The organism is Mesorhizobium sp. (genome assembly GCF_017306585.1).
In the GTDB taxonomy this organism is placed as follows: Bacteria; Pseudomonadota; Alphaproteobacteria; order Rhizobiales; family Rhizobiaceae; genus Mesorhizobium.
Map to the genome: position 1 here is coordinate 1 of NZ_JAFKIC010000235.1, position 19,316 is coordinate 19,316.

The 19,316-nt window shown below is 62.8% G+C and carries 22 protein-coding genes; 13 read left to right on the forward strand and 9 right to left on the reverse strand.

Going from position 1 to position 19,316, the window contains the following annotated elements; all coding sequences use genetic code 11:
• Positions 1–430: homocysteine S-methyltransferase family protein (locus J0I79_RS28570; RefSeq protein WP_292867207.1), on the forward strand; the 430-nt coding region annotated here is incomplete at its 5' end.
• A gap of 14 nt (positions 431–444) precedes the next feature.
• On the opposite strand, the gene J0I79_RS28575 is transcribed toward J0I79_RS28570, so the two are convergent.
• The 3 genes from J0I79_RS28575 to J0I79_RS28585 form a co-directional block, all read right to left on the reverse strand.
• Entirely contained in the window at positions 445–711 is a 267-nt protein-coding gene (locus tag J0I79_RS28575) for a hypothetical protein (RefSeq protein WP_292867209.1), read from the reverse strand.
• 361 nt (positions 712–1,072) lie between these two features.
• On the reverse strand, positions 1,073–3,187 hold the full coding sequence (locus tag J0I79_RS28580) for a VWA domain-containing protein (protein ID WP_292867211.1): 2,115 nt from the start codon (positions 3,185–3,187) through the stop codon (positions 1,073–1,075).
• 2 nt (positions 3,188–3,189) lie between these two features.
• Complete coding sequence (locus tag J0I79_RS28585; protein ID WP_292867213.1) at positions 3,190–3,750, reverse strand: RNA polymerase sigma factor; 561 nt, start codon at positions 3,748–3,750, stop codon at positions 3,190–3,192.
• A 180-nt stretch (positions 3,751–3,930) separates the two neighbouring features.
• Here J0I79_RS28585 and J0I79_RS28590 point away from each other — a divergent pair, with 180 nt between their 5' ends.
• On the forward strand, positions 3,931–4,488 hold the full coding sequence (locus tag J0I79_RS28590; RefSeq protein ID WP_292867215.1) for a chromate transporter: 558 nt from the start codon (positions 3,931–3,933) through the stop codon (positions 4,486–4,488).
• Positions 4,485–5,036 (forward strand): chromate transporter, encoded by a 552-nt coding sequence (locus tag J0I79_RS28595; protein ID WP_292867217.1) that lies wholly within the window; start codon positions 4,485–4,487, stop codon positions 5,034–5,036. Before J0I79_RS28590 ends, J0I79_RS28595 begins: the two co-directional genes overlap by 4 nt.
• 50 nt (positions 5,037–5,086) lie before the next feature.
• On the opposite strand, the gene J0I79_RS28600 is transcribed toward J0I79_RS28595, so the two are convergent.
• The 5 genes from J0I79_RS28600 to J0I79_RS28620 form a co-directional block, all read right to left on the reverse strand.
• Positions 5,087–5,824: a dienelactone hydrolase family protein gene (locus J0I79_RS28600; protein ID WP_292867219.1), complete on the reverse strand. Its 738-nt coding sequence runs from the start codon at positions 5,822–5,824 to the stop codon at positions 5,087–5,089.
• A 132-nt stretch (positions 5,825–5,956) separates the two neighbouring features.
• Positions 5,957–7,258, reverse strand: a complete 1,302-nt coding sequence (locus J0I79_RS28605) for an MFS transporter (protein WP_292867221.1) — start codon at positions 7,256–7,258, stop codon at positions 5,957–5,959.
• A complete protein-coding gene (locus tag J0I79_RS28610; protein WP_292867223.1) occupies positions 7,255–7,932 on the reverse strand; it encodes a FadR/GntR family transcriptional regulator in 678 nt (225 codons plus the stop codon). Before J0I79_RS28610 ends, J0I79_RS28605 begins: the two co-directional genes overlap by 4 nt.
• A 98-nt stretch (positions 7,933–8,030) precedes the next feature.
• Positions 8,031–8,717: a hypothetical protein gene (locus J0I79_RS28615; RefSeq protein ID WP_292867225.1), complete on the reverse strand. Its 687-nt coding sequence runs from the start codon at positions 8,715–8,717 to the stop codon at positions 8,031–8,033.
• Positions 8,718–8,814: 97 nt separating this feature from the next.
• A complete protein-coding gene (locus J0I79_RS28620) occupies positions 8,815–10,389 on the reverse strand; it encodes a trimethylamine methyltransferase family protein (RefSeq protein ID WP_292867227.1) in 1,575 nt (524 codons plus the stop codon).
• 290 nt (positions 10,390–10,679) lie between these two features.
• Here J0I79_RS28620 and J0I79_RS28625 point away from each other — a divergent pair, with 290 nt between their 5' ends.
• Entirely contained in the window at positions 10,680–11,378 is a 699-nt protein-coding gene (locus tag J0I79_RS28625) for a B12-binding domain-containing protein (RefSeq protein ID WP_292867229.1), read from the forward strand.
• Positions 11,379–11,485: 107 nt separating this feature from the next.
• Positions 11,486–12,115: a DUF1638 domain-containing protein gene (locus J0I79_RS28630; protein WP_292867231.1), complete on the forward strand. Its 630-nt coding sequence runs from the start codon at positions 11,486–11,488 to the stop codon at positions 12,113–12,115.
• A gap of 11 nt (positions 12,116–12,126) precedes the next feature.
• On the opposite strand, the gene J0I79_RS28635 is transcribed toward J0I79_RS28630, so the two are convergent.
• Entirely contained in the window at positions 12,127–13,047 is a 921-nt protein-coding gene (locus J0I79_RS28635; RefSeq protein WP_292867233.1) for an NAD(P)-dependent oxidoreductase, read from the reverse strand.
• A gap of 137 nt (positions 13,048–13,184) precedes the next feature.
• Here J0I79_RS28635 and J0I79_RS28640 point away from each other — a divergent pair, with 137 nt between their 5' ends.
• The 8 genes from J0I79_RS28640 to J0I79_RS28675 form a co-directional block, all read left to right on the forward strand.
• Entirely contained in the window at positions 13,185–13,760 is a 576-nt protein-coding gene (locus J0I79_RS28640) for a DUF4893 domain-containing protein (RefSeq protein WP_292867236.1), read from the forward strand.
• Positions 13,761–13,863: 103 nt separating this feature from the next.
• The gene (locus J0I79_RS28645; protein WP_292867238.1) at positions 13,864–14,646 is read left to right on the forward strand and encodes a formyl transferase; all 783 of its coding nucleotides are present in this window, start codon (positions 13,864–13,866) and stop codon (positions 14,644–14,646) included.
• A 187-nt stretch (positions 14,647–14,833) separates the two neighbouring features.
• Complete coding sequence (locus J0I79_RS28650; protein WP_137933169.1) at positions 14,834–15,136, forward strand: virulence factor; 303 nt, start codon at positions 14,834–14,836, stop codon at positions 15,134–15,136.
• Entirely contained in the window at positions 15,129–15,725 is a 597-nt protein-coding gene (locus J0I79_RS28655; RefSeq protein WP_292867241.1) for a methylenetetrahydrofolate reductase C-terminal domain-containing protein, read from the forward strand. The genes J0I79_RS28650 and J0I79_RS28655 overlap by 8 nt, the downstream gene beginning before the upstream one ends.
• On the forward strand, positions 15,722–16,813 hold the full coding sequence (locus J0I79_RS28660; protein ID WP_292867243.1) for a methylenetetrahydrofolate reductase: 1,092 nt from the start codon (positions 15,722–15,724) through the stop codon (positions 16,811–16,813). Before J0I79_RS28655 ends, J0I79_RS28660 begins: the two co-directional genes overlap by 4 nt.
• A gap of 75 nt (positions 16,814–16,888) precedes the next feature.
• Positions 16,889–17,857 carry a methyltetrahydrofolate cobalamin methyltransferase gene (locus tag J0I79_RS28665; RefSeq protein ID WP_292867245.1) on the forward strand — a complete coding sequence of 323 codons (969 nt, stop codon included), beginning with the start codon at positions 16,889–16,891 and terminating at the stop codon, positions 17,855–17,857.
• A gap of 12 nt (positions 17,858–17,869) precedes the next feature.
• Entirely contained in the window at positions 17,870–18,379 is a 510-nt protein-coding gene (locus J0I79_RS28670; protein WP_292867247.1) for a hypothetical protein, read from the forward strand.
• The coding region (locus tag J0I79_RS28675) for a 2Fe-2S iron-sulfur cluster-binding protein (protein ID WP_292867249.1) at positions 18,376–19,316 on the forward strand (941 nt) is incomplete at its 3' end. The genes J0I79_RS28670 and J0I79_RS28675, both read left to right, overlap by 4 nt.

The following is a 19,316-nucleotide window of genomic DNA, read 5'->3' on the forward strand; positions in this document are numbered from 1 at the left end:
CGTCGCCGACGGCCTGTCGCCGGCGCCATTAGGTGTTGGCGCCAATTGCGGCGTCGGCGCCTCCGACATCCTGGCCTCGCTGCTCGACATGACCGAGGCGAAGCCGGAGGCGACCGTCATCGTCAAGGGCAATTGCGGCATTCCCGAATTCCGTGGCACCGAAATCCACTATTCCGGAACCCCGGAACTGATGGCCGACTATGTCCGGCTGGCGGTCGATGGCGGCGCGAAGATCGTCGGCGGCTGCTGCGGCACCTCGTTCCAGCACCTCGCAGCCATGCGCAAGGCGTTGGACTCCCACACCAAGGCGGCGCGTCCGACCGTGGAAACGATCGTCGAGCGCATTGGCCCGATGCGCAACAAGGTGGCGACGGCGAACACCGCCGAGACCAGCGAGGCCCGCAGGGAACGCCGCCGCGGCCGGGCCTGAAACGGTTGCTTTGACTATTCGCTGTTGTCGGCGTAGCTCGACTGCGCCGACTTGAAATCGACCACATTGTCGCCGCGCATTGTCATCAGCGCCCCTGACGAAGCCGGGTCGGTTATCTGCTCCAGCATGGCGCGGAAGCGGTCATTGTTCAGTGCCGACATGGCGGTATGGCGCGCTTGCGCGACATTGTCGCTGATGCGCCTGGATTCGGCCGATGGAGATGATGAAGCCGAGGCATCCCGTGAAGGCGATGTCCAACTGGCGATGGTGGTGATCTGCAATTCCGGCTCCCTCAAGCCTTGTATGTCTGTCCGGTGTAGCAAAAGGAAATTGCGATCCGGTACCGGAAATGCCACGCAATTTAACGATCATGCGAGTTAACGCTGCCCGCAGGATCCGTTGAGATTCAGGTCAGGCCGAGTCGAAGATGGTGGCCTCCGAGAACCGGAGCGGAGCGTACTTAAGTACGTGAGCACCGGAAGCGCAGGGGGCCGGCATCTGCAGGCCGGCCTCACCTGAATATCGACGGATCCGAAAAAAAGGCCGGCAAGGGAAAGATCCCTCGCCGGCCTGCCTCACCCGCCCGTAGGTCGGTTTCCCCTGTCAGACGATCCCATCTGAAGGAAACCGGCCGTATCACCCCTACCGATTATCACCCAGCGCCGAGGCAAGGCGCACAAGCGAGAGGAACTCGGACCTGTACCCAAACGGGTCGGCTCCTCGGGCGGCAGTGGCGATCTCCATGATCTTGTCGTAACCGAACTTCGCGGTCGCATCCTCGTCGCGCAGCTTCTGGCCGAAGGCGGCGACAGCGACGGAGAAACGCTGATCGGTGCTGGCTTCGTGGAAGGAGGCGACCTCGTTGGCCGATGTCACCGGCGTGGTGATCAGCTTCGAGACGTCCTCGTTCGGCAGCTTGTAGCGGATCTTGACGAAGGCATATTCGTCCGCATTGGCGACGCCGCCATTGTTGACCGTGGCCTGGCCATAGCGCAGCGGGTCGATCTGCTCGCCGCCGCTGCCTTTCGGCGTGATCTCGTAGATCGCGGTGACCGAATGGCCCGAGCCGATGTCGCCGGCATCGACACGGTCATTGTTGAAATCCTCGCGGTTCAGCGCCCGGGTCTCATAACCGATCAACCGGTATTCCGAGACCTTCTGCGGGTTGAACTCGACCTGGATCTTGACGTCCTTGGCAATCGGGAACAGCGTCGACGAGGCATCCTGGACAAGCACCTTCTCGGCCTCGGCCAGCGTGTCGATATAGGCGGCGGTACCATTGCCGTTCTGGGCGATGGTCTGCATCATCTGGTCGTTCAGATTGTCGTGGCCGAAGCCGAACACCGACAGGAAGACGCCGCTCTTGCGCTCCTGCTCGATCAGGCGCTTCAGGTCGTCGTCGTCGCTCTGGCCGACATTGAAATCGCCATCGGTGGCAAGCATCACCCGGTTGACGCCGTCCTTGATGAAGGATTTCTGCGCCAGCCTGTAGGCCTCCCGGATGCCCGCCTCGCCGGCCGTGCTGCCGCCCGGCGTCAGATTGTCTATGGCATTGAGGATCTTGTCCTTTTCGGAAGCCTTGGTCGGCTCCAGCACGGTGCCGGCGTCACCCGCATAAGTGACGATGGAAATGGTGTCGTCGGCCTTCAGCTTGCTGACCAGCAGGCGGAACGCCGACTTCAGCAGCGGCAGCTTGTCAGGTTCGTCCATCGAGCCCGAGACGTCGATCAGGAAGACCAGATTGGCCTTGGGCTGCTCGGTCGGCTTGATGTCGAAGCCCTTGATGGCGACATGCATCAGCTTGGTGTGGGTGTTCCACGGCGTCGGCATGACGCTGACGGTCGAGTTGAATGGTGTCGACGCCGAATCCGGCCCCTTCCAGTCATAGGGGAAGTAATTGATCATTTCCTCGACACGCACCGTATCGGCCTGCGGCAACGACCCTTCCTTCAGCGAACGGCGCACGAAGGAATAGGACGCGGTGTCGACGTCGATCGAGAAGGTCGAGACCGGATCTTGCAGCGCCGCATGCACCGGATTGGTCTTGAAATCCTGGACACGGTTGCGGTTTTCCTCCTGCGGCGCCACCTGGTCGGCAGGCGCAACGGCCGGCCGCGGCGCCATCAGCTTGGACTCTGCCATAGGGGCAACCCTCGAGTTCCGGGGCGCACTGGTCGTGCCATCTAGGGCGAACTCTCCGGTTGGAGCGGGCGGGGGCGCAAGGCCCATCATCACCCTTCTACCGTCGGCATTCTGCTGCGCCGCGCCAGTGGCAACGGTTGATTCGGATTTCGGCGGCGCGGCCGGCGCGCCGAGCGCATCGCTGACGTCGCGGTTTTCGACATCCGCGTCGGACTTCTTGTCCTTCGCCAATTCGGTTGGAGCCTGTTTCGGTTCCGCGGCCAGCGGCTTCAATGTCGCCGGCTTGTCGGCCAACGTCTCGGTGATCTTCTCGTCGCCGCCGAATTTCGGCGGCTGTTCCCTCAGGAGATGAAAGGTGGCGTATCCGGCGATCGGCAGGGCGACAAGCCCGGCAAGGGCCGGCGTGGCGATGAGTTTCTTTTGCATGATCTCGCTCCAGAGCTTTTGTGCTCGCTCTGTGAGACGAAGCCCGCGGGCCGATCCTTGGGTGGCGGCTGAAATATTTTCCTGATCATAGGCGCGCATGGCGGCTTCGAAGGCGCGAGCCTTCGCATCCTGGGCAGGCGCCGGTGCCGCGATGCCACGCAATTTGCTGAGTTCGTTGTCGTCGACCATGGTCACACTTCCCCGGCCGAACGCATCAGCGTCTTCAGCCGTTTCTTCGCTTCATGGATGTGCCAGGAAACCGTCGTCTCCGAGATCGCCATCGCCTCGGCGGCGGCCGCGTGGCTCAATCCTTCGCCATAGACGAGCAGCACGGCGTCGCGCTGCTTGTCCGGCAATTGCCGCACCGCCGCCCATAACGCCTCGGCAGGATCCTCGTTTTCTGCCGGCGCCTCGCCCGAAATCAGCGCATGGACGCCGTAGGCCTCGGTCTTGACCGTCTCGCGCTGGGTCTTGCGCATCATGTCGCGCGCCGCGTTCATCGTCATGGTGTAGAGCCATGTCGTGAACGCGCCGCCGCCGCGATAGTCGCGGATCGCCTTGCCCAGCCGGACGCAGACTTCCTGGGCGATGTCCTCGGCATCGGCCTTCCTGCCGCACCAGCGATAGGCGGCGCGATAGACGAAGTCGTAGTGGCGCTCCAGCAATTTGCCGAAGGCCCCCCTGTCTCCGCCCTTCGCCCGCCCGATCAGTTCGGCGTCGGAGGCTTCGCTCTCATCCAGCATCATCGCCATCATTTGCCTGTTGGACGAAGGCTAATGGCCAATCCTTGGGTCGATGAAAAGATTTTTTTCGGATGACTGCTTTTGATCGTCGAAACGGGACAGCTTCACGACGGACGCAAATAAGAGTGACCCGTCTACACCGGCCATGGCGCTGGCAATTCCATCTCGACTCGGGCCAGAACATCGAGCATGGCGAAACCGCAAACAGCACCCGCCCCCAGCAGCTTGCAACTGTTCTTGATTTTCACGCGCATCGGCCTGACGAGCTTCGGCGGCGGCTTGAGCGGCTGGCTGCTGCGCGAATTCGTCCAGAACCGCAATTGGATGACGCAGGAAGAGTTCCTGAACGGGCTTTCCATTTCGCAGGCGCTCCCGGGCGTGAACGTCAAGAACATGGCGGTCTGGATCGGCTACAGGTTGCTCGGCTGGCGCGGCGCCATTGTCGGTTTTGTCGGCATCATCGTTCCTCCCGCGATCGTCATTGTGCTCTTAGGCACAGTGTTCTCCTCGCTTTCGCGCTACCCGCTGACGCATGTGGCGCTGATGGGAGCCGCGGCCGCGGCCGTTGGCCTTTCCTTGTCGATGGGTATTACGGCCGCACGGGCAGTCCCCAGGACCGCTATCCCGCTTCTGATCATGGCCGGAACGTTCATCGCTGTCGCAATCCTGCACTGGCCGCTTTTCTGGGTCGTGCTCGCCGCCGGCTCCCTAAGCGTTGCCAACACCTACTTCAGGGGAAACCGATGAGCGAAACCCCGCAGACATCGTTGTTGCTGAGCCTGGTGGCGGTCTTCGCGCCGCTGTCCCTCGTCACTATCGGCGGCGGGCAGAGCGCGATCGCCGATATCAACCGACAGGTGGTCGATATCAATCACTGGCTGAGCCAGGCGCAATTCGTCGACGCGTTCGCAATATCACGGATGGCACCCGGCCCGGGATCGCTGCTGGTCACGTTGATCGGCTGGCAGGTCGCGGGTTTCTGGGGCGCAGTCGTTGCGACGATATCGATTTTCGGCCCGACCACTTTCCTCATCTATGCCGTGGCCCATTTGTGGTCCCGCGATGGCGGAGCACGCTGGAAGCGAGCGCTGGAGACAGGGCTCCGGCCTGTCGCCGCGGGCATGATCCTTGCGGCGAGCTATGTCCTGCTGCAGGCCATCGATGGCGGCTGGTTCGCACGCGCCCTGGCGCTCGCATCGACAGCCACGCTACTGCTGACCAGGGTCAATCCGCTTCTCTTGATCGGCGCTGGCGTGTGTATCTTCCTCGGGCTGCACCTGATTGGCCTGGTCTAGGCAATCACCCGGCAGAGCGCCAACGGACCGAGCGGTGGCAGCACGAAGCATCAGACCAGCGTCTCGGCAAACAGCGTGATCAGCCTTTGCCAATGCCGTTCCGCGCCGGCTTGGCTGTAGACACCGTGATCGGGCACGCACCAGCCATGCGCCATGCCGACATAATTCTCGATCGCGTGGTCGACTTCGGCATTGCGCAGCGCTTCCTCCAGCCGTGTCGACTGCTCCGGCGGGAAACTCCTGTCTACACCGGCCATGCCGACATAGACGCGCGCCTTGATTGAACCGGCCTTGCGGTGCGGGCTGTCCTCGGCATCGCCGGCGAGATTGCCGCCATGGAAGCTGGCGGCGGCCTTGATCCTGTCGGGATAGGTGGCAGCGGCGTTGAGCGCCCTCGCGCCGCCCATGCAGTAGCCGACGGTGCCGATCGGCCCCGTGACGCCTTCGCCGGCAAGCGCCTCCAGAAACGCGGCGCTGTCGCTGATCGTCATTGCCTGAGTCGTACCGGTCACCAGCGCCATCAGCGCCGTCTTTGTCTTTTCCTCGGTGAAGGCGGTCTTGGCGTCGAACGGTCCATAGGGCGCGTTGCGATAGAAGAGGTCTGGCACCAGCACCGCATAGCCCTGTTCCGCCAGCCGTTCGGCCATGCCGTCGAGCGCCGGGCGCGGACCGAAGGCATCCTGATAGAGGATGACACCGGCTTTGGCCGGGGAAACCTTGGCCGATCGGAAGAGACCAGCCGCCGCAACGCCGTCACCGGTCTTGATCGTGAGATTCTGCTTGGTCATTACACGCTCCATTCGACAGATGGGCGATACATATCCGCGCAAGTGACGAGGGCAAGACACCGGCCCAATCCCGGGGTCAACATTTCGTGCTGCGCCGGTGAGTTTCGGATGCGATGGACGGCAGGCTCGACTTCAGCCGCCGATACGAACGGTCCTTGCGCCCACATGCAGCGCGCGGCCGGCGCCGAACCCCATGATGGCCGCCCCCACCCCCAGCGCGACGAACAGGAAAGCCGTCTCCGCAAAACTGCCGGTCCAGCCTCGGATCAGGCCCACCAGCAACGGGCCGAATGCGGCAAGCACATAGCCGACACCTTGCGCCATGCCCGAGAGATGGGCCGCGACATGCGAATCCGGCGAACGCAGCACGATCAGGGTCATGGCGGCCGCGATCAGGCCGCCCTGCCCGATGCCTTGCAGCACCGCCCAGAACAGGATGGTCGAGGTCGGCGCGAACAGAATGCCGAGCAGCGCGGCAACCGCGATGGCGATGAGGACGACATTGATGATGCGCTGGTCCTTAAGCCGAACTGCTATCGACGGCACGGCAAGGCAGGTGATGACCTGCGTCATGACAGACAGTGACGCAATAGCGCCGGCGGTGGCCGCGTCGAAGCCGCGCTCGCGCAGGATCGGCGCCAGCCAGCCGAAAATGCAGTAGGCAATCGCCGACTGCAGTCCCATGAACAGCGTCACCTGCCAGGCAAGCCGGTCGCGCCACAGGCCGACGACACGAAAGCCGCGATGGCTGACCTGCCGGCGGCTCCCCAGAGCCTGCGGGATCCAGATCGCCAGCATGAGCAAGGTCGGCACCGCCCAAATCCCGAGCGCTCCCGACCAGGAACCGGTGACAAAATGCTCGATCGGCAGCGTGAGGCCGGCGGCCGCCGCCGAACCGGCGCACAAAGCCATGGTGTAGAGGCCGGTCATGACGGCGGCGCTGTTGGCGAAATCGCGCTTGACCAGCCCCGGCAACAGGACATTGGCGATGGCAATGGCGCTGCCGGCAAGAAAAGTGGCGACAAACAGCAGCGGAACGGATCCGAACCAGCGCAGCCCGGTTCCCAGCGCCAGCAGCGCGAGAGCGCCGAGCAAAGTGCGCTCGGCTCCATAGCGCTGGGCAAGCCTCGGCGCGAACGGAGCGAACAGACCAAGGCAAAGCACCGGCAGCGTCGTCAGCAGGCTGGCCCCGGTCGTCGAAAGACCGGTCGCCTGCATCACTTCGGGCAACAGCACCGACAGGCTGGAAAACAGCGGCCGCAAATTGAAGGCGATGAGCACGAGGCTGGCGCCGAGCACGATCCGCGCCGTTTTGCTGCCGAGTTGAGGCGCCGGAGGCGCCGGCAGGCTGTCGGCTTCGGCGTCGATCAGGTCCAAGCCATCAATGGCTTCTGACTGGGCCTCTGTTTGAGGCCGGCGAAATGTCTGGTTCATTGGGAAAGCAGTCTTTCGAGTTGGGCAAGCACCGGCGCCATGAAGGCGTGGACGGCGGCAACCGCGCGGTCGGGATCGCCGGCGGCGATGGCGTCGACGATGGCCGCGTGCACCTGCTGATCCGGTTCGGGCAGTTCGCCGTCGATGGTGGCATGGATGGTTTCGGCGATGGCTGCGGTGAAGAAATCATAGAGCTCCATCATCGCCTTGTTGCCGGATGCCGCGACAACCGATTTGTGGAAGGCAAGATCGCGGCGGATGAAGGCTTCGCTGCCGCCATCCGCGACGCTGCCGCGCTCAGCAAGCAATTGGCGCATCCGGGCGAGATCGTCGGGCGTGCGGCGCAAGGCGGCCAGCCGCGCGGCCTCCAGGTCGAGCGCCGCCCGCGCCTCCCATTGGTCGCGCAGGCCCGTGCGCTTGACGCGGTCGAGCGCGGCCGATGAATCGACAGTTGAGCGCACATAGGTGCCCGACCCCTGACGCGTGTCCAGCAAACCCTGCGAGACGAGCACCCTCACCGCCTCGCGCACCGTGCCGCGGCTGACCGACAGAAGATCGCTCAGCGCCGCTTCGTTCGGAATGCGCTCGCCAACGTCCCAGCGGCCGCCGACGATCTCGGCGCGCAGGCTTCCGGTCGCGCTGTCGGTAAGGTTGGTTCTGCTGGCTGGCTGCATCGGCCTATTCATCAAGTCATCTGATGACTTGATGAATAGGCCTACTTGCAACGAACGTCAAGATGCGTCGCGGCAAACGGGCCAGGGCAATGGGTGATTCAGCTGGCAGCCCGGGCGAAGCTCGCCATGTGGAAAGCCTGGACCTCAGGCGGATAGCGGTAGGACGTGCCATAGGGACAGGCGTTGCGGTCGAGGCAACCGCTGCTCCGGCATGGTTCGCCATTCGCTCCCCGCACATGCGCCAGGCAGGCCTGGTAGGCAAAGCCTTCCCCGGAATAGGCATCGACCGGACAGGATTTCAGGCAGGGTTTCTCGACGCAGGCGTCGCAAAGGTGGATCGCATCACCCTGTTCCGGAACCGCAACCTCGTCCTCGAACAGCAACGCACCGCGATAGGCATGCCAAAGTCCGTATTGCGGATGCATGAGGATGCCGAGCGGCGATGGTTTCAACCCTTCCGCGCGCATTGCCCATTGCTGGAACGGCAGATAGGGCCTGTCGGAGGGCGACACCGCGCGCGCGCCGAATTTTTCGGCGATCGAGGCGATCACTTCGCGTGACCAAGTGTCGAGCGGGTTGGCGATTTGCCGTGGCTGCTTCTCATACCAGCTCCGGAAATGAGACCAGGGCGTCGCACCCGCTTGCCCCACCAGCAGCACGGATTTGGCTGAAGTTCCGGAGGGGCCGTCAGGCACGGCATCGCCAACCCCGAAGGCAAAGCCACCGCGCGGGATGAGGCCATGAACGCCCAGCGCGGCGGTGATCTCCTCGATCATGCCGCGCACGCAATCATCCCTTCTTGTCCGGATCGGAGAAAGCGCTCCGCCAGACTTCCTTGTGGATGATGTTGGCGACTTTAGCCCCGCCTGACTCGGGCTCCTTTCAAGTGAAGGCGTCGGGCATCGACCCCTTCTTGCGGGCGATGAAGTCCTTCAGGGCTTCATCGATCGACGGATCGAGGTAAGGCGCCTCGTAGCTTTCCAGCCAGCGGCGGGCGAGTTCGTTGGCGCGCTGCGGCGCGGTCTTCTCGCCTTCCGCCAGCCACTGCTCGAACGAATTGTTGTCGGCGATGTTGGAACGGTAGAAAGCGGTCTGGAAGTTCGCCTGGGTGTGGTCGCAGCCGAGATAGTGGCTGCCAGGACCAACCTGGCGGATGGCGTCCATCGCCTGGCCGTTCTCCGACAGGTCGACGCCCTCGCAGAATTTCTGCTGCATGCCGAGCTGGTCGATATCCATCATGAACTTCTCGTAGCAGGACGCCAGACCGCCTTCGAGCCAACCGGCCGAATGGAGGACGAAGTTGGTGCCGGCAAGGATGGTCGAGTTCAGCGTGTTGGCGCTTTCATAGGCGGCCTGCGCATCCGGAACCTTCGACGCGCACAGCGATCCACCGGTACGGAACGGCAGGCCGAGCCGGCGCGCCAGCTGTGCCGCGCCATAGGAAACCAGCGAAGGCTCCGGCGTGCCGAAGGTCGGCGCGCCCGACTGCATCGAGATCGACGAGGCGAAGGTGCCGAACAGCACCGGCGCACCGGGACGGATCAGCTGCGTGAACGACGCGCCGGCCAGCACCTCGGCCAGAACCTGCGTCAACGTGCCGGCGACCGTCACCGGGCTCATGGCGCCGGCCAGGATGAACGGGGTGACGATGCAGGCCTGGTTGTGACGCGAATAGACCTTCAGCGCGCCAAGCATGGTTTCGTCGAACACCATCGGTGAGTTGGCGTTGATCAGGCTGGTCAGCACCGTGTTGTTCTCGACGAAGTCATCGCCGAACACGAGCTTGGCCATCGCCACCGTGTCCTCGGCCCGCTCTGGCGCGGTCACCGAGCCCATGAACGGCTTGTCGGAATATTTGATGTGCGAATAGACCATGTCGAGATGGCGCTTGTTGACCGGCACGTCGACCGGCTCGCACACCGTGCCGCCCGAATGGTGGATCGACGGCGCCATATAGGCGAGCTTCACGAAATTCTGGAAATCCTCGATCGTGGCGTAGCGCCTGACGCCGTCGAGATCGCGCACGAAGGGTGGGCCGTAGACCGGCGCGAAAACGGTGGCGTTGCCGCCGATCTGCACCGAGCGCTCGGCGTTGCGGGCGTGCTGTGTATAGACGGGCGGCGCTGTCTTGAGCAGCGAACGGCAAAGCCCCTTCGGGAAATGCACGCGCTCGCCCTTGACGTCGGCGCCGGCCTCTTTCCACAGCTGCAGCGCTTCGGCGTCGTCGCGGAAGATGATGCCGATTTCCTCGAGCACCGTGTCGGTGTTCTTCTCGATCAGCGCCAGCCCTTCCTCGTTCAGCACTTCATAGACGTTGATCTGGCGCTTGATGTAGGTGAGCTGCGTGCCCGGTCCGCCGCCGGCACGCGCCGCGCGCCGCGCGGCCGCTCCGCCACTGGCGCCACGTCCGCGCCGTCCGCCTGACGCTTCCTGGTCAACTGCCGCCTGATCGCTCATGATCGCTCTTCCCTGACTATGGACGTGCCTGAACAAAGGCTGGTCCTGAACCGTTGCAGCCGCATGGCGCGGCTTTCGCCGGATCGTAGCCATGCACCCTATTCGAAACGGCCCGTCCGCGCCAACGCCTGTCGCAAAATCGACAAGAAAACCGATAGATTTTCCAGTCGCTTTCCTTTTGCGGGAAGTCGCAAATCAGCTATGAATAACCGCACGTTGCGGGTTAGGAATGAGCCCTAGAATTTTGTGCCTTGCGACACAGTCGCGATGCCGTGAGGAGCTGGATCAAAATGTCCGACGACGAAATCATCCTTTCCGAACTCTCCGACGACGAGTTGGTGCAGCAGATGCACGACGACCTCTATGACGGGTTGAAGGAAGAGATCGAGGAAGGCACGCACATCCTGCTCGAGCGCGGCTGGGCGCCCTACAAGGTGCTGACCGAAGCCCTGGTCGAGGGCATGCGCATCGTCGGCGAGGATTTCCGCGACGGCATCCTGTTCGTTCCCGAAGTGCTGCTGTCGGCCAACGCCATGAAGGCTGGCATGTCCATTCTGCGCCCGCTGCTCGCCGCCACCGGCGCGCCGAAGCAGGGCAAGATGGTGATCGGCACCGTCAAGGGCGACATTCACGACATCGGCAAGAACCTCGTCGGCATGATGATGGAAGGCGCCGGCTTCGACGTCATCGACCTCGGCATCAACAACGCCGTCGAGAAATATCTCGACGCCATCGAACAGCATCAGCCCGACATCATCGGCATGTCGGCGCTGCTCACCACGACCATGCCCTATATGAAGGTCGTCATCGACACGATGAAGGAAAAGGGCATCCGCGACGACTATGTGGTGCTGGTCGGCGGCGCGCCGCTCAACGAGGAATTCGGCAAGGCCGTCGGCGCCGATGCCTATTGCCGCGACGCGGCGGTGGCGGTCGAAACAGCCAAGGACTTCATGAAGCGCAAGCACAATGTGCGCGCTTCGGCCTGATCCAAGGCATCGGGAAAAACCGGAAAAGCCGCGCCTTGCAGCGCGGCTTTTTTGTTACCAGATGAAGAATGTGATTGTCGGCAACGAAAGCCGCTTCAGTTGAAATCATGGCCAAGGTTCAAAAAGCGCAAGAAAATCAAGCGGACAGGCTCCTGGTCATTGCCTGCGGGATGATCGCGCGCGAAGTTCTGGCCATCAAGGAAACGCTCAAGCTCGACCACCTCGACCTCACCTGTCTTCCGGCGGAATTCCATTTCTATCCGGACCGCATCGCCCCCGCCATGGACAAGGCGATCGAGAAGGCAAGGATGGAAGGGTACGAACACATCTTCATCGGCTATGCCGATTGCGGCACTGGCGGGTTGCTCGACCGGGTGCTGGAAAAGCATCGCGTCGAGCGTATGGCCGGGCCGCATTGTTTCGCCTTCTACCAGGGCATGGACGCCTATGCGAAGGTCGCCGACGACGACATGATGTCCTTCTACATGACCGATTTCCTGTGCCGCCAGTTCGACGCCTTCTTCATGAAGCCGCTCGGCCTCGACAAGCACCCGGAACTGATCAAGGACTATTTCGGCAATTACGAGAAGCTGATCTATCTCGCCCAGACCGACGATCCGGAACTGGACAAGGTCGCCGAAAAGGCAGCCGCACTGCTTGGCCTTGCCTATGAGCGACGCGCCACCGGCTATGGCGACCTGACGGGCGAACTCGCGCGGGCAGCCCAGAGCGCCTGAGCGGGACCGCCTTACGCCGTCTCCTCGCTCCGCAAAGCAGCCAGCACATCGGCAAAGCTCGTCTTGCAGACAAAGCCCAGCCTGTCCCTGGCTCGCGAGGCGTCGTAAACCCGGTCGATGGAGGAAAACATCGTCCATCCCTTGCGCGCATAGAGCGCGGGAAAATCCGGATAGTAGCGCGCAACGACGGACGGAGCATCGGCGATCAGTTCGGCGCAGTCTTCCGGCCCGAATGGCGTCGGCGCGCAGACGATGAAGACGTCGAAGCCGAGTTGCGGCGCCTTCTCCAATGCGGCGACATGGGCCTGCGCCGCATCGTCCACCGTCAGCCGGCGGAACAGCAATTCGTTGGCCTTGGTGTTGGCGTCGGACTGTTCGATGGCATGCGCCATGTCGTCGGCCTCGGGAAAGAAGCGGGCCGTGCGCAGGACCACAACCGGCAGGCCGTGCTGAAGATGGTAGAGCCGGCACAGATGCTCGGCCGACAATTTGGTCACTCCGTAAATGTTGCGCGGCTCGGGCGACATTTCTTCCGTCAGCCAGGCGGCCTTGCGCGCCCCGCCGCTGAAACCGTCGCGTATCGCCTGCGAGATCATCAACGAAGTTGTCGAGGTGAAAACGAAGCGTTCGACCCCCGCGGCGACCGCGGCATCGAGCAGGTTGAGCGTGCCCTGCACATTGGTCGCGATGAACGCGCTGTTGCCGTGGCTGTCGATGTTGGGCTTGTGCAGCGCGCCGCTGTGGATGATGGCTTCGATGCGGTGTTCCCGCACGGCGCCCATGACGAGGTCACGATCAGCGATCGAGCCGACGATCCGCGTCTCGCCTGACGCGACCGGGTCGAGGCCGACGACATCATGTCCAAGTCCGCGCAGACGCGGCGCCAGCGCGCTCCCCAGCCAACCCAACGACCCCGTGAGCAGTATTCGCATTTCACCACGCCATGATTTTTGACACGTGATGCTGTTAAGCACGGATGACAGCCGGTCGCGAATGGGTAAATTCTGCGCCGGACGCGCAAGGACGACTCTCCAGCCGTCAACTGCCATCGCCAACAGGAGAATCCTGGATGAACCTTCGCCCGCTGCTCGCCGTCGCCGTTCTGCTCAGCACTGCCTTGCCCGCCCTTGCCGATGGCCAGGTGCAGAAACTGATCACCGCCGCCGACAAGGCGCGACTGGACAAATATGACGACACCCGCAAGGCGGCCCTTGCCGAAGCGAAGGCCGGCAACCCGACCGATATCAAGCAACTCGATGCCCTGCTGGCCAAGCCGGTTGTTTCCTTCTCCGACAAGGACCTTACCGGCAACTGGCAGTGCCGCACGATCAAGGTCGGTGGGCTGAGCCCGCTCGTCATCTATGGCTGGTTCAAGTGCAAGGTGACCGACGACGGCTCCGGCTGGCGGCTGCAAAAGATCAACGGCTCGCAGCGCACCCAGGGCCGCTTCTTCGATGACGGCGAAAAGCGCTCGATCTATCTCGGCGCCGGCTCCGTCAACAACGATAAGGCCAAGCCCTATGGCAGCGGGCCGCAGACCGACCAGGTGGGCTATGCCTTCCGCAACAGCGCCAAGGAATGGCGCATCGAGTTTCCCTCACCCTATTACGAATCGAAACTCGACATCATGGAGTTCAAGCGCTGAGGCCGGCCTATATGCCCGACCAGAGCGCCCGGCACACCAAGGATTAACCCGCCTGTCCTAGACTTGGCCAACTCAGCCGGTTCCGTGGAGTGTGGCAAGGTCAATGGCAGCGTCGGAATCGAATCCGCGACCGATCGTGGTCGTGACCGGCGGCGGCGCGCATGTCTGGGCGATCATCAACGACATCGCCGACCGCGTCGGGCCGGTCACCGTCATCCTGGAAACTCCTGAATCCAAAAAGCGATTGCTGCTTGGCCGCGCCCGGCGCCAGGGCTGGATCTCCGCCATCGGCCAGCTCGGCACCATGGTGCTGAGCAGGCTCGGGAAGAAGCTGCTCGCGGGCCATGCCGCACGCCTGATCGCCGAAGAGAAGCTTGAAACGGAGCCGCGGCAGAACCAGGCCATCGTTGAGGTGGCATCCGCCAACAGCCCGGAATGCCTGCGGGCGATCGAGAAGATCAAGCCAGGCGTGGTTCTGCTCAACGGCTGCCGGCTGCTGTCGAAGGACATGCTGGCCGCCATGCCATGCCCGGTCCTCAACTATCATGCCGGCATCACACCCAAATATCGCGGCATGAATGGCGGTTATTGGGCCCTGGTGTCAGGTGACGCCGGGAATTTCGGCTCGACCGTCCATCTGGTCGACGCGGGCGTCGACACCGGCGGCGTGCTGAAGCAGGCGCGCGGCAAGCCTGGACAAGGCGACACCATATCGAGCCATGCGCTGCGCCAGGCCGCCTTTTCGCGCGACATCTGCGTCGAGGCGGTCAACGATGCGCTGGCCGGAAAACTCGTAACGATCGATCCCGGCCTGCCGTCCAAACAGTGGTATCATCCCACGATCTGGTTCTATGTCTGGACCGGATTGAGGACCGGCATCTGGTAGCGCATTCTCTGTCCGCAGCGCATTTTTGAGGCTACGGGACGAGCGCGGGCGCCCATCGCAAACGAATAAAACCACCTTTCATTTTACGACATCCAAATGCGTCGCTTTTGAATGCGCGCGCGTCGTCCCATAACAAGCGGCCCCAATGCGCTTGCGGCAATGCTCTGACATCGAGGAGCGAGAATTCATGGCCGATCTTATCGTCGTCTACTGGCGCGACATTCCTGCCCAGGTCATCGTCAAGAAAGGCCGTCAGAACGCCAAGCGCGAGCTGCCACTGCGCTTCACCGAGGCGATCGACATGTGCGCCATGCGCACCGGCGCCGGCGGCACGGACGACTATCTGGCCGAATGGCGCAAGGCCGATCCGGTTCCCGTCGGCGACGACCTCGAAGCCGAGGTCGAAAAGGCCTTTCACGAGCTCGATGCGAAATACGACCGTGAGCGGCTGGTCGCTCTGGTCAAGGCGGGCGGAAAAGAAAATGTCTGAGAAAGAGCCGGCGGTTACCCAGGCCACATTGGTCAAGAAGGCAGCGCCGAAATCCGACTACAAGCCGGCCGACGTATCGCCGCAGCGGCGCGTACAGCGCTCGTTTGCGATCAGGCTGTGGTCGATCCGCCATTCGCGATTGCTCGAATGGTTCTATGCGCGTTTTGCCGACATGTTCCTGCTGTTGCATCCCCTATGGAAGGGCCTTGGCTACGGGCGCGTCGAGGCTCCGATCAAGTTCGTCGAGAAACGCGTAAAAGGGTTCATGTTCGACTGCCGCATGTGCGGTCAGTGCATCCTGTCCTCCACCGGCATGTCGTGCCCGATGAATTGCCCGAAGCAGTTGCGCAACGGCCCCTGCGGCGGCGTGCGCGCCAACGGCAATTGCGAGGTAGAGCCCAACATGCCCTGCGTCTGGGTCAAGGCTTGGGAAGGCTCGCAGCAGATGGTACACAACGAAAAGATCCTGACCGTCCAGAAGCCGGTCGACCAGTCGCTGCGCGAGACATCGGCCTGGCTGCGCGTCACCGCGCAGGCAGCGGCGGCCCGCGAGGCGGCGGCAGCGCCAAAGGCCGGAGCGGCCGCATGACCGCCCGCCAGCGCGACGAGAACCCGGCCGGCATTCACCTGCCGCTCGACCCCCTGCCCGGCCATTCCTCGCGCGGCCGGCTGGAGCGCGTGCTGCGTCGTGGCGAGTTCGCGGTCACCACCGAGCTCAATCCGCCCGACAGCGCCGATCCCGAAGATGTCTATAACAGGGCCAAGATCTTCGATGGCTGGGTCGACGCCATCAATGCCGTCGACGCCTCGGGCGCCAATTGCCACATGTCCTCGGTCGGCATCTGTGCGTTGCTGACCCGCATGGGCTATGCCCCGATCATGCAGATCGCCTGCCGCGACAAGAACCGCATCGCCATCCAGGGCGACGTGCTGGGCGGCGCGGCGATGGGCGTCGCCAACATGCTGTGCCTGACCGGCGACGGCGTGCAGGCCGGCGACCAGCCCGGCGCCAAGCCGGTATTCGACCTCGATTCCATGTCGCTGCTCGAGACCTGCCGCATCATGCGTGACAACGGCAAGTTCCTGTCCGGCCGCAAGCTGACGACGCCGCCGCAGATCTTCCTCGGTTGCGCGGTCAATCCGTTCGCTCCGCCTTACGATTTCCGCCCGATCCACCTTGGCAAGAAGATCGCCGCCGGCGCGCAATTCGCCCAGACGCAATATTGCTTCGACGTGCCGATGTTCAAAACCTTCATGCAGAAGGCGCGCGACCTCGGCCATACTGAAAAGATTTTCCTGCTCTGCGGCGTTGGACCGCTCGCTTCCGCCAAGACGGCCAAATGGATCCGCTCCAACGTGCCGGGCATCCACATCCCGGATGCCGTCATCAAACGGCTGGAAGGCGCGCAGGACCAGAAGAAGGAAGGCAAGCAGCTCTGCATCGACATCATCAACGAGGTGAAGGAAATTCCGGGCGTCGCCGGCATCCATGTGATGGCCTACCGCCAGGAAGAATATGTCGCCGAGATCGTCGATGAATCGGGCGTGCTCAAGGGCCGCCAGCCCTGGAAGCGCGAGATCCGTCGTGACGACCAGATGGTCGCCGACCGGCTCGAACGCATATTGCATGACGAGATTACCGAAACGCAGGTGGACATGGTAAAGACCGCGCACTAAGCGGCCGAGCACCAGACCTGGAACGAAACCAGACACGATATAAAGAAGCACTTTATATCAAGGCGGAGAGACTTCATGACCCGGACCATCGTCGCCTCGGCGACACGCGAAATCATCATCGGCTTCGACCAGCCTTTCTGCGTGATCGGCGAGCGCATCAACCCGACCGGGCGCAAGAAGCTTGCCGCCGAAATGGTGGCGGGCAATTTCGAAACCGTCATCAAGGACGCGCTGGAACAGGCCGCGTGCGGCGCCACCATGCTCGACGTCAATGCCGGCGTCACCGCGGTCGACCCCAATGCGACCGAGCCGGCGCTGCTGGTTCAGACACTGGAGATCGTGCAGGGCCTCGTCGACCTGCCGTTGTCGATCGACAGTTCCGTTACCGCCGCGATCGAAGCGGCGCTGAAGGTCGCCAAAGGCCGGCCGCTGGTCAATTCCGTCACCGGCGAGGAGGAAAAGCTCGAAGCCATCCTGCCGCTGGTCAAGAAGTACAACGTCCCGGTCGTCGCCATCTCCAACGACGAGACTGGCATTTCGATGGATCCGGACGTGCGCTTCGCCGTCGCCAAGAAGATCGTCGAGCGCTGCGCCGATTTCGGCATTCCCGCCCATGACGTCGTCGTCGACCCGCTGGTGATGCCGATCGGCGCGCTGGGCGATGCCGGCCGCCAGGTGTTCGCGCTGCTGCGCCGCCTGCGCGAGGAGCTCAAGGTCAACACCACTTGCGGCCTCTCCAACATCTCCTTCGGCCTGCCGCACCGCCATGGCATCAACGCCGCCTTCATCCCGATGGTGATCGGCGCCGGCATGACCTCGGCGATCATGAATCCGGTGCGCCCGCAGGAAATGGAAGCTGTGCGCGGCGCCAATGTGCTGAACGGCACCGACGAGAACTGCACCAACTGGATCCGCACCTACAAGGACTATAAGCCGGCCGAAGGCGGTCATCCGGTTGCAGCCCCTGTCGCCGTAACCGCCCCTGGCGATGCCGCCGGTGGCCGCCGCCGCGGCGGTCGTGAGGCTCGGATGGGTCGAGGATAAGCGCAGTACGAGATGTTCGACAAGACGCAGCACTCTCAGAACTCATCGTTACGAGAGAACATTATAGAGCACCAGTTCATTGGCGCTGCATTACGTGTGCTATGGTCTCATGGAATCGTTGACGCAGAAATCCTTCGATCCGAATTCGACGGATATGGGTATGATCTTGTGCTCAGCCGAGGACATGTCGTACGGCATATCCAGCTTAAGTCTGGGCTGCGTTTGAAGAACATCTCGATTTCGTCCACACTAATGGACCGTCCCAGCGGCTGTGTGATTTTTGTTGAAGTTGACGATGATCTCGAAGTGAAGCGCTACCACTTCTTTGGCGGCACAGCAGGCTCTGCCCTGCCCGATATTTCGAGCCTAAAAACGACACATCGGTTGGGACGCAATAAAAGCGGCGAACGCCCTTTGCGCGTTATGCATCGCGATTTGCCTAAGAGCAAATTTCAAGCAGTTGCGTCCCTTACTGACCTGCTCGAGCTATTGTTCGGCCACAAACCAGAATTTGCCACATGAATTCGCCTGCAAACATTACCGATCCGCTCGTGCTGTTCATGCCGTCAGGCAAGCGCGGGCGGTTCCCTGTCGGCACGCCTGTGCTCGATGCCGCGCGCCAGCTTGGCGTCTATGTCGAAAGCGTCTGTGGCGGACGCGCCACCTGCGGGCGCTGCCAGATCGAGGTGCAGGAAGGCAACTTCGCCAAGCACAAGATCGTCTCGTCCAACGACCACATCTCGCCGAAAGGGCCTAAGGAAGAGCGCTATGAGCGCGTGCGCGGCCTGCCCGAACGGCGCCGCCTCTCCTGCTCGGCGCAGATCCTCGGCGACCTCGTCATCGACGTGCCGCAGGACACGGTCATCAATGCACAGACCATCCGCAAGGATGCCGACACCCGCGTCATCGCCCGCGATTCAGCGATCCGCATGTGCTATGTTGAGATCGAAGAGCCCGACATGCACAAGCCGCTCGGCGATCTGGATCGACTGAAGATCGCGCTGATGAAGGATTGGGGTTTCAAAAACCTCGAATTCGATTTCTATCTGCTGCCGCAGGTGCAAGGCATCCTGCGCAAGGGCAACTGGGCTGCCACGGCCGCCATTCACAAGGATGCCGATAGCGACATCGCCCGCGTCATCGCGCTCTGGCCGGGTCTCAAGAACGAGGCCTACGGGTTGGCCTGCGATATCGGCTCAACCACCATTGCAATGCACCTCGTGTCGCTGCTGTCGGGCCGCGTCGCCGCTTCGTCCGGCACGTCCAATCCGCAGATCCGCTTCGGCGAGGATCTGATGAGCCGCGTCTCCTATGTGATGATGAATCCGGACGGCCGCGAAGGCATGACGGTGGCCGTACGCGAGGCGGTTTCCGGACTGGTCGACAAGGTCTGCGCCGAAGGCAATGTCCAGCGCAACGACATCCTGGATTCCGTCTTCGTCGGCAATCCGATCATGCA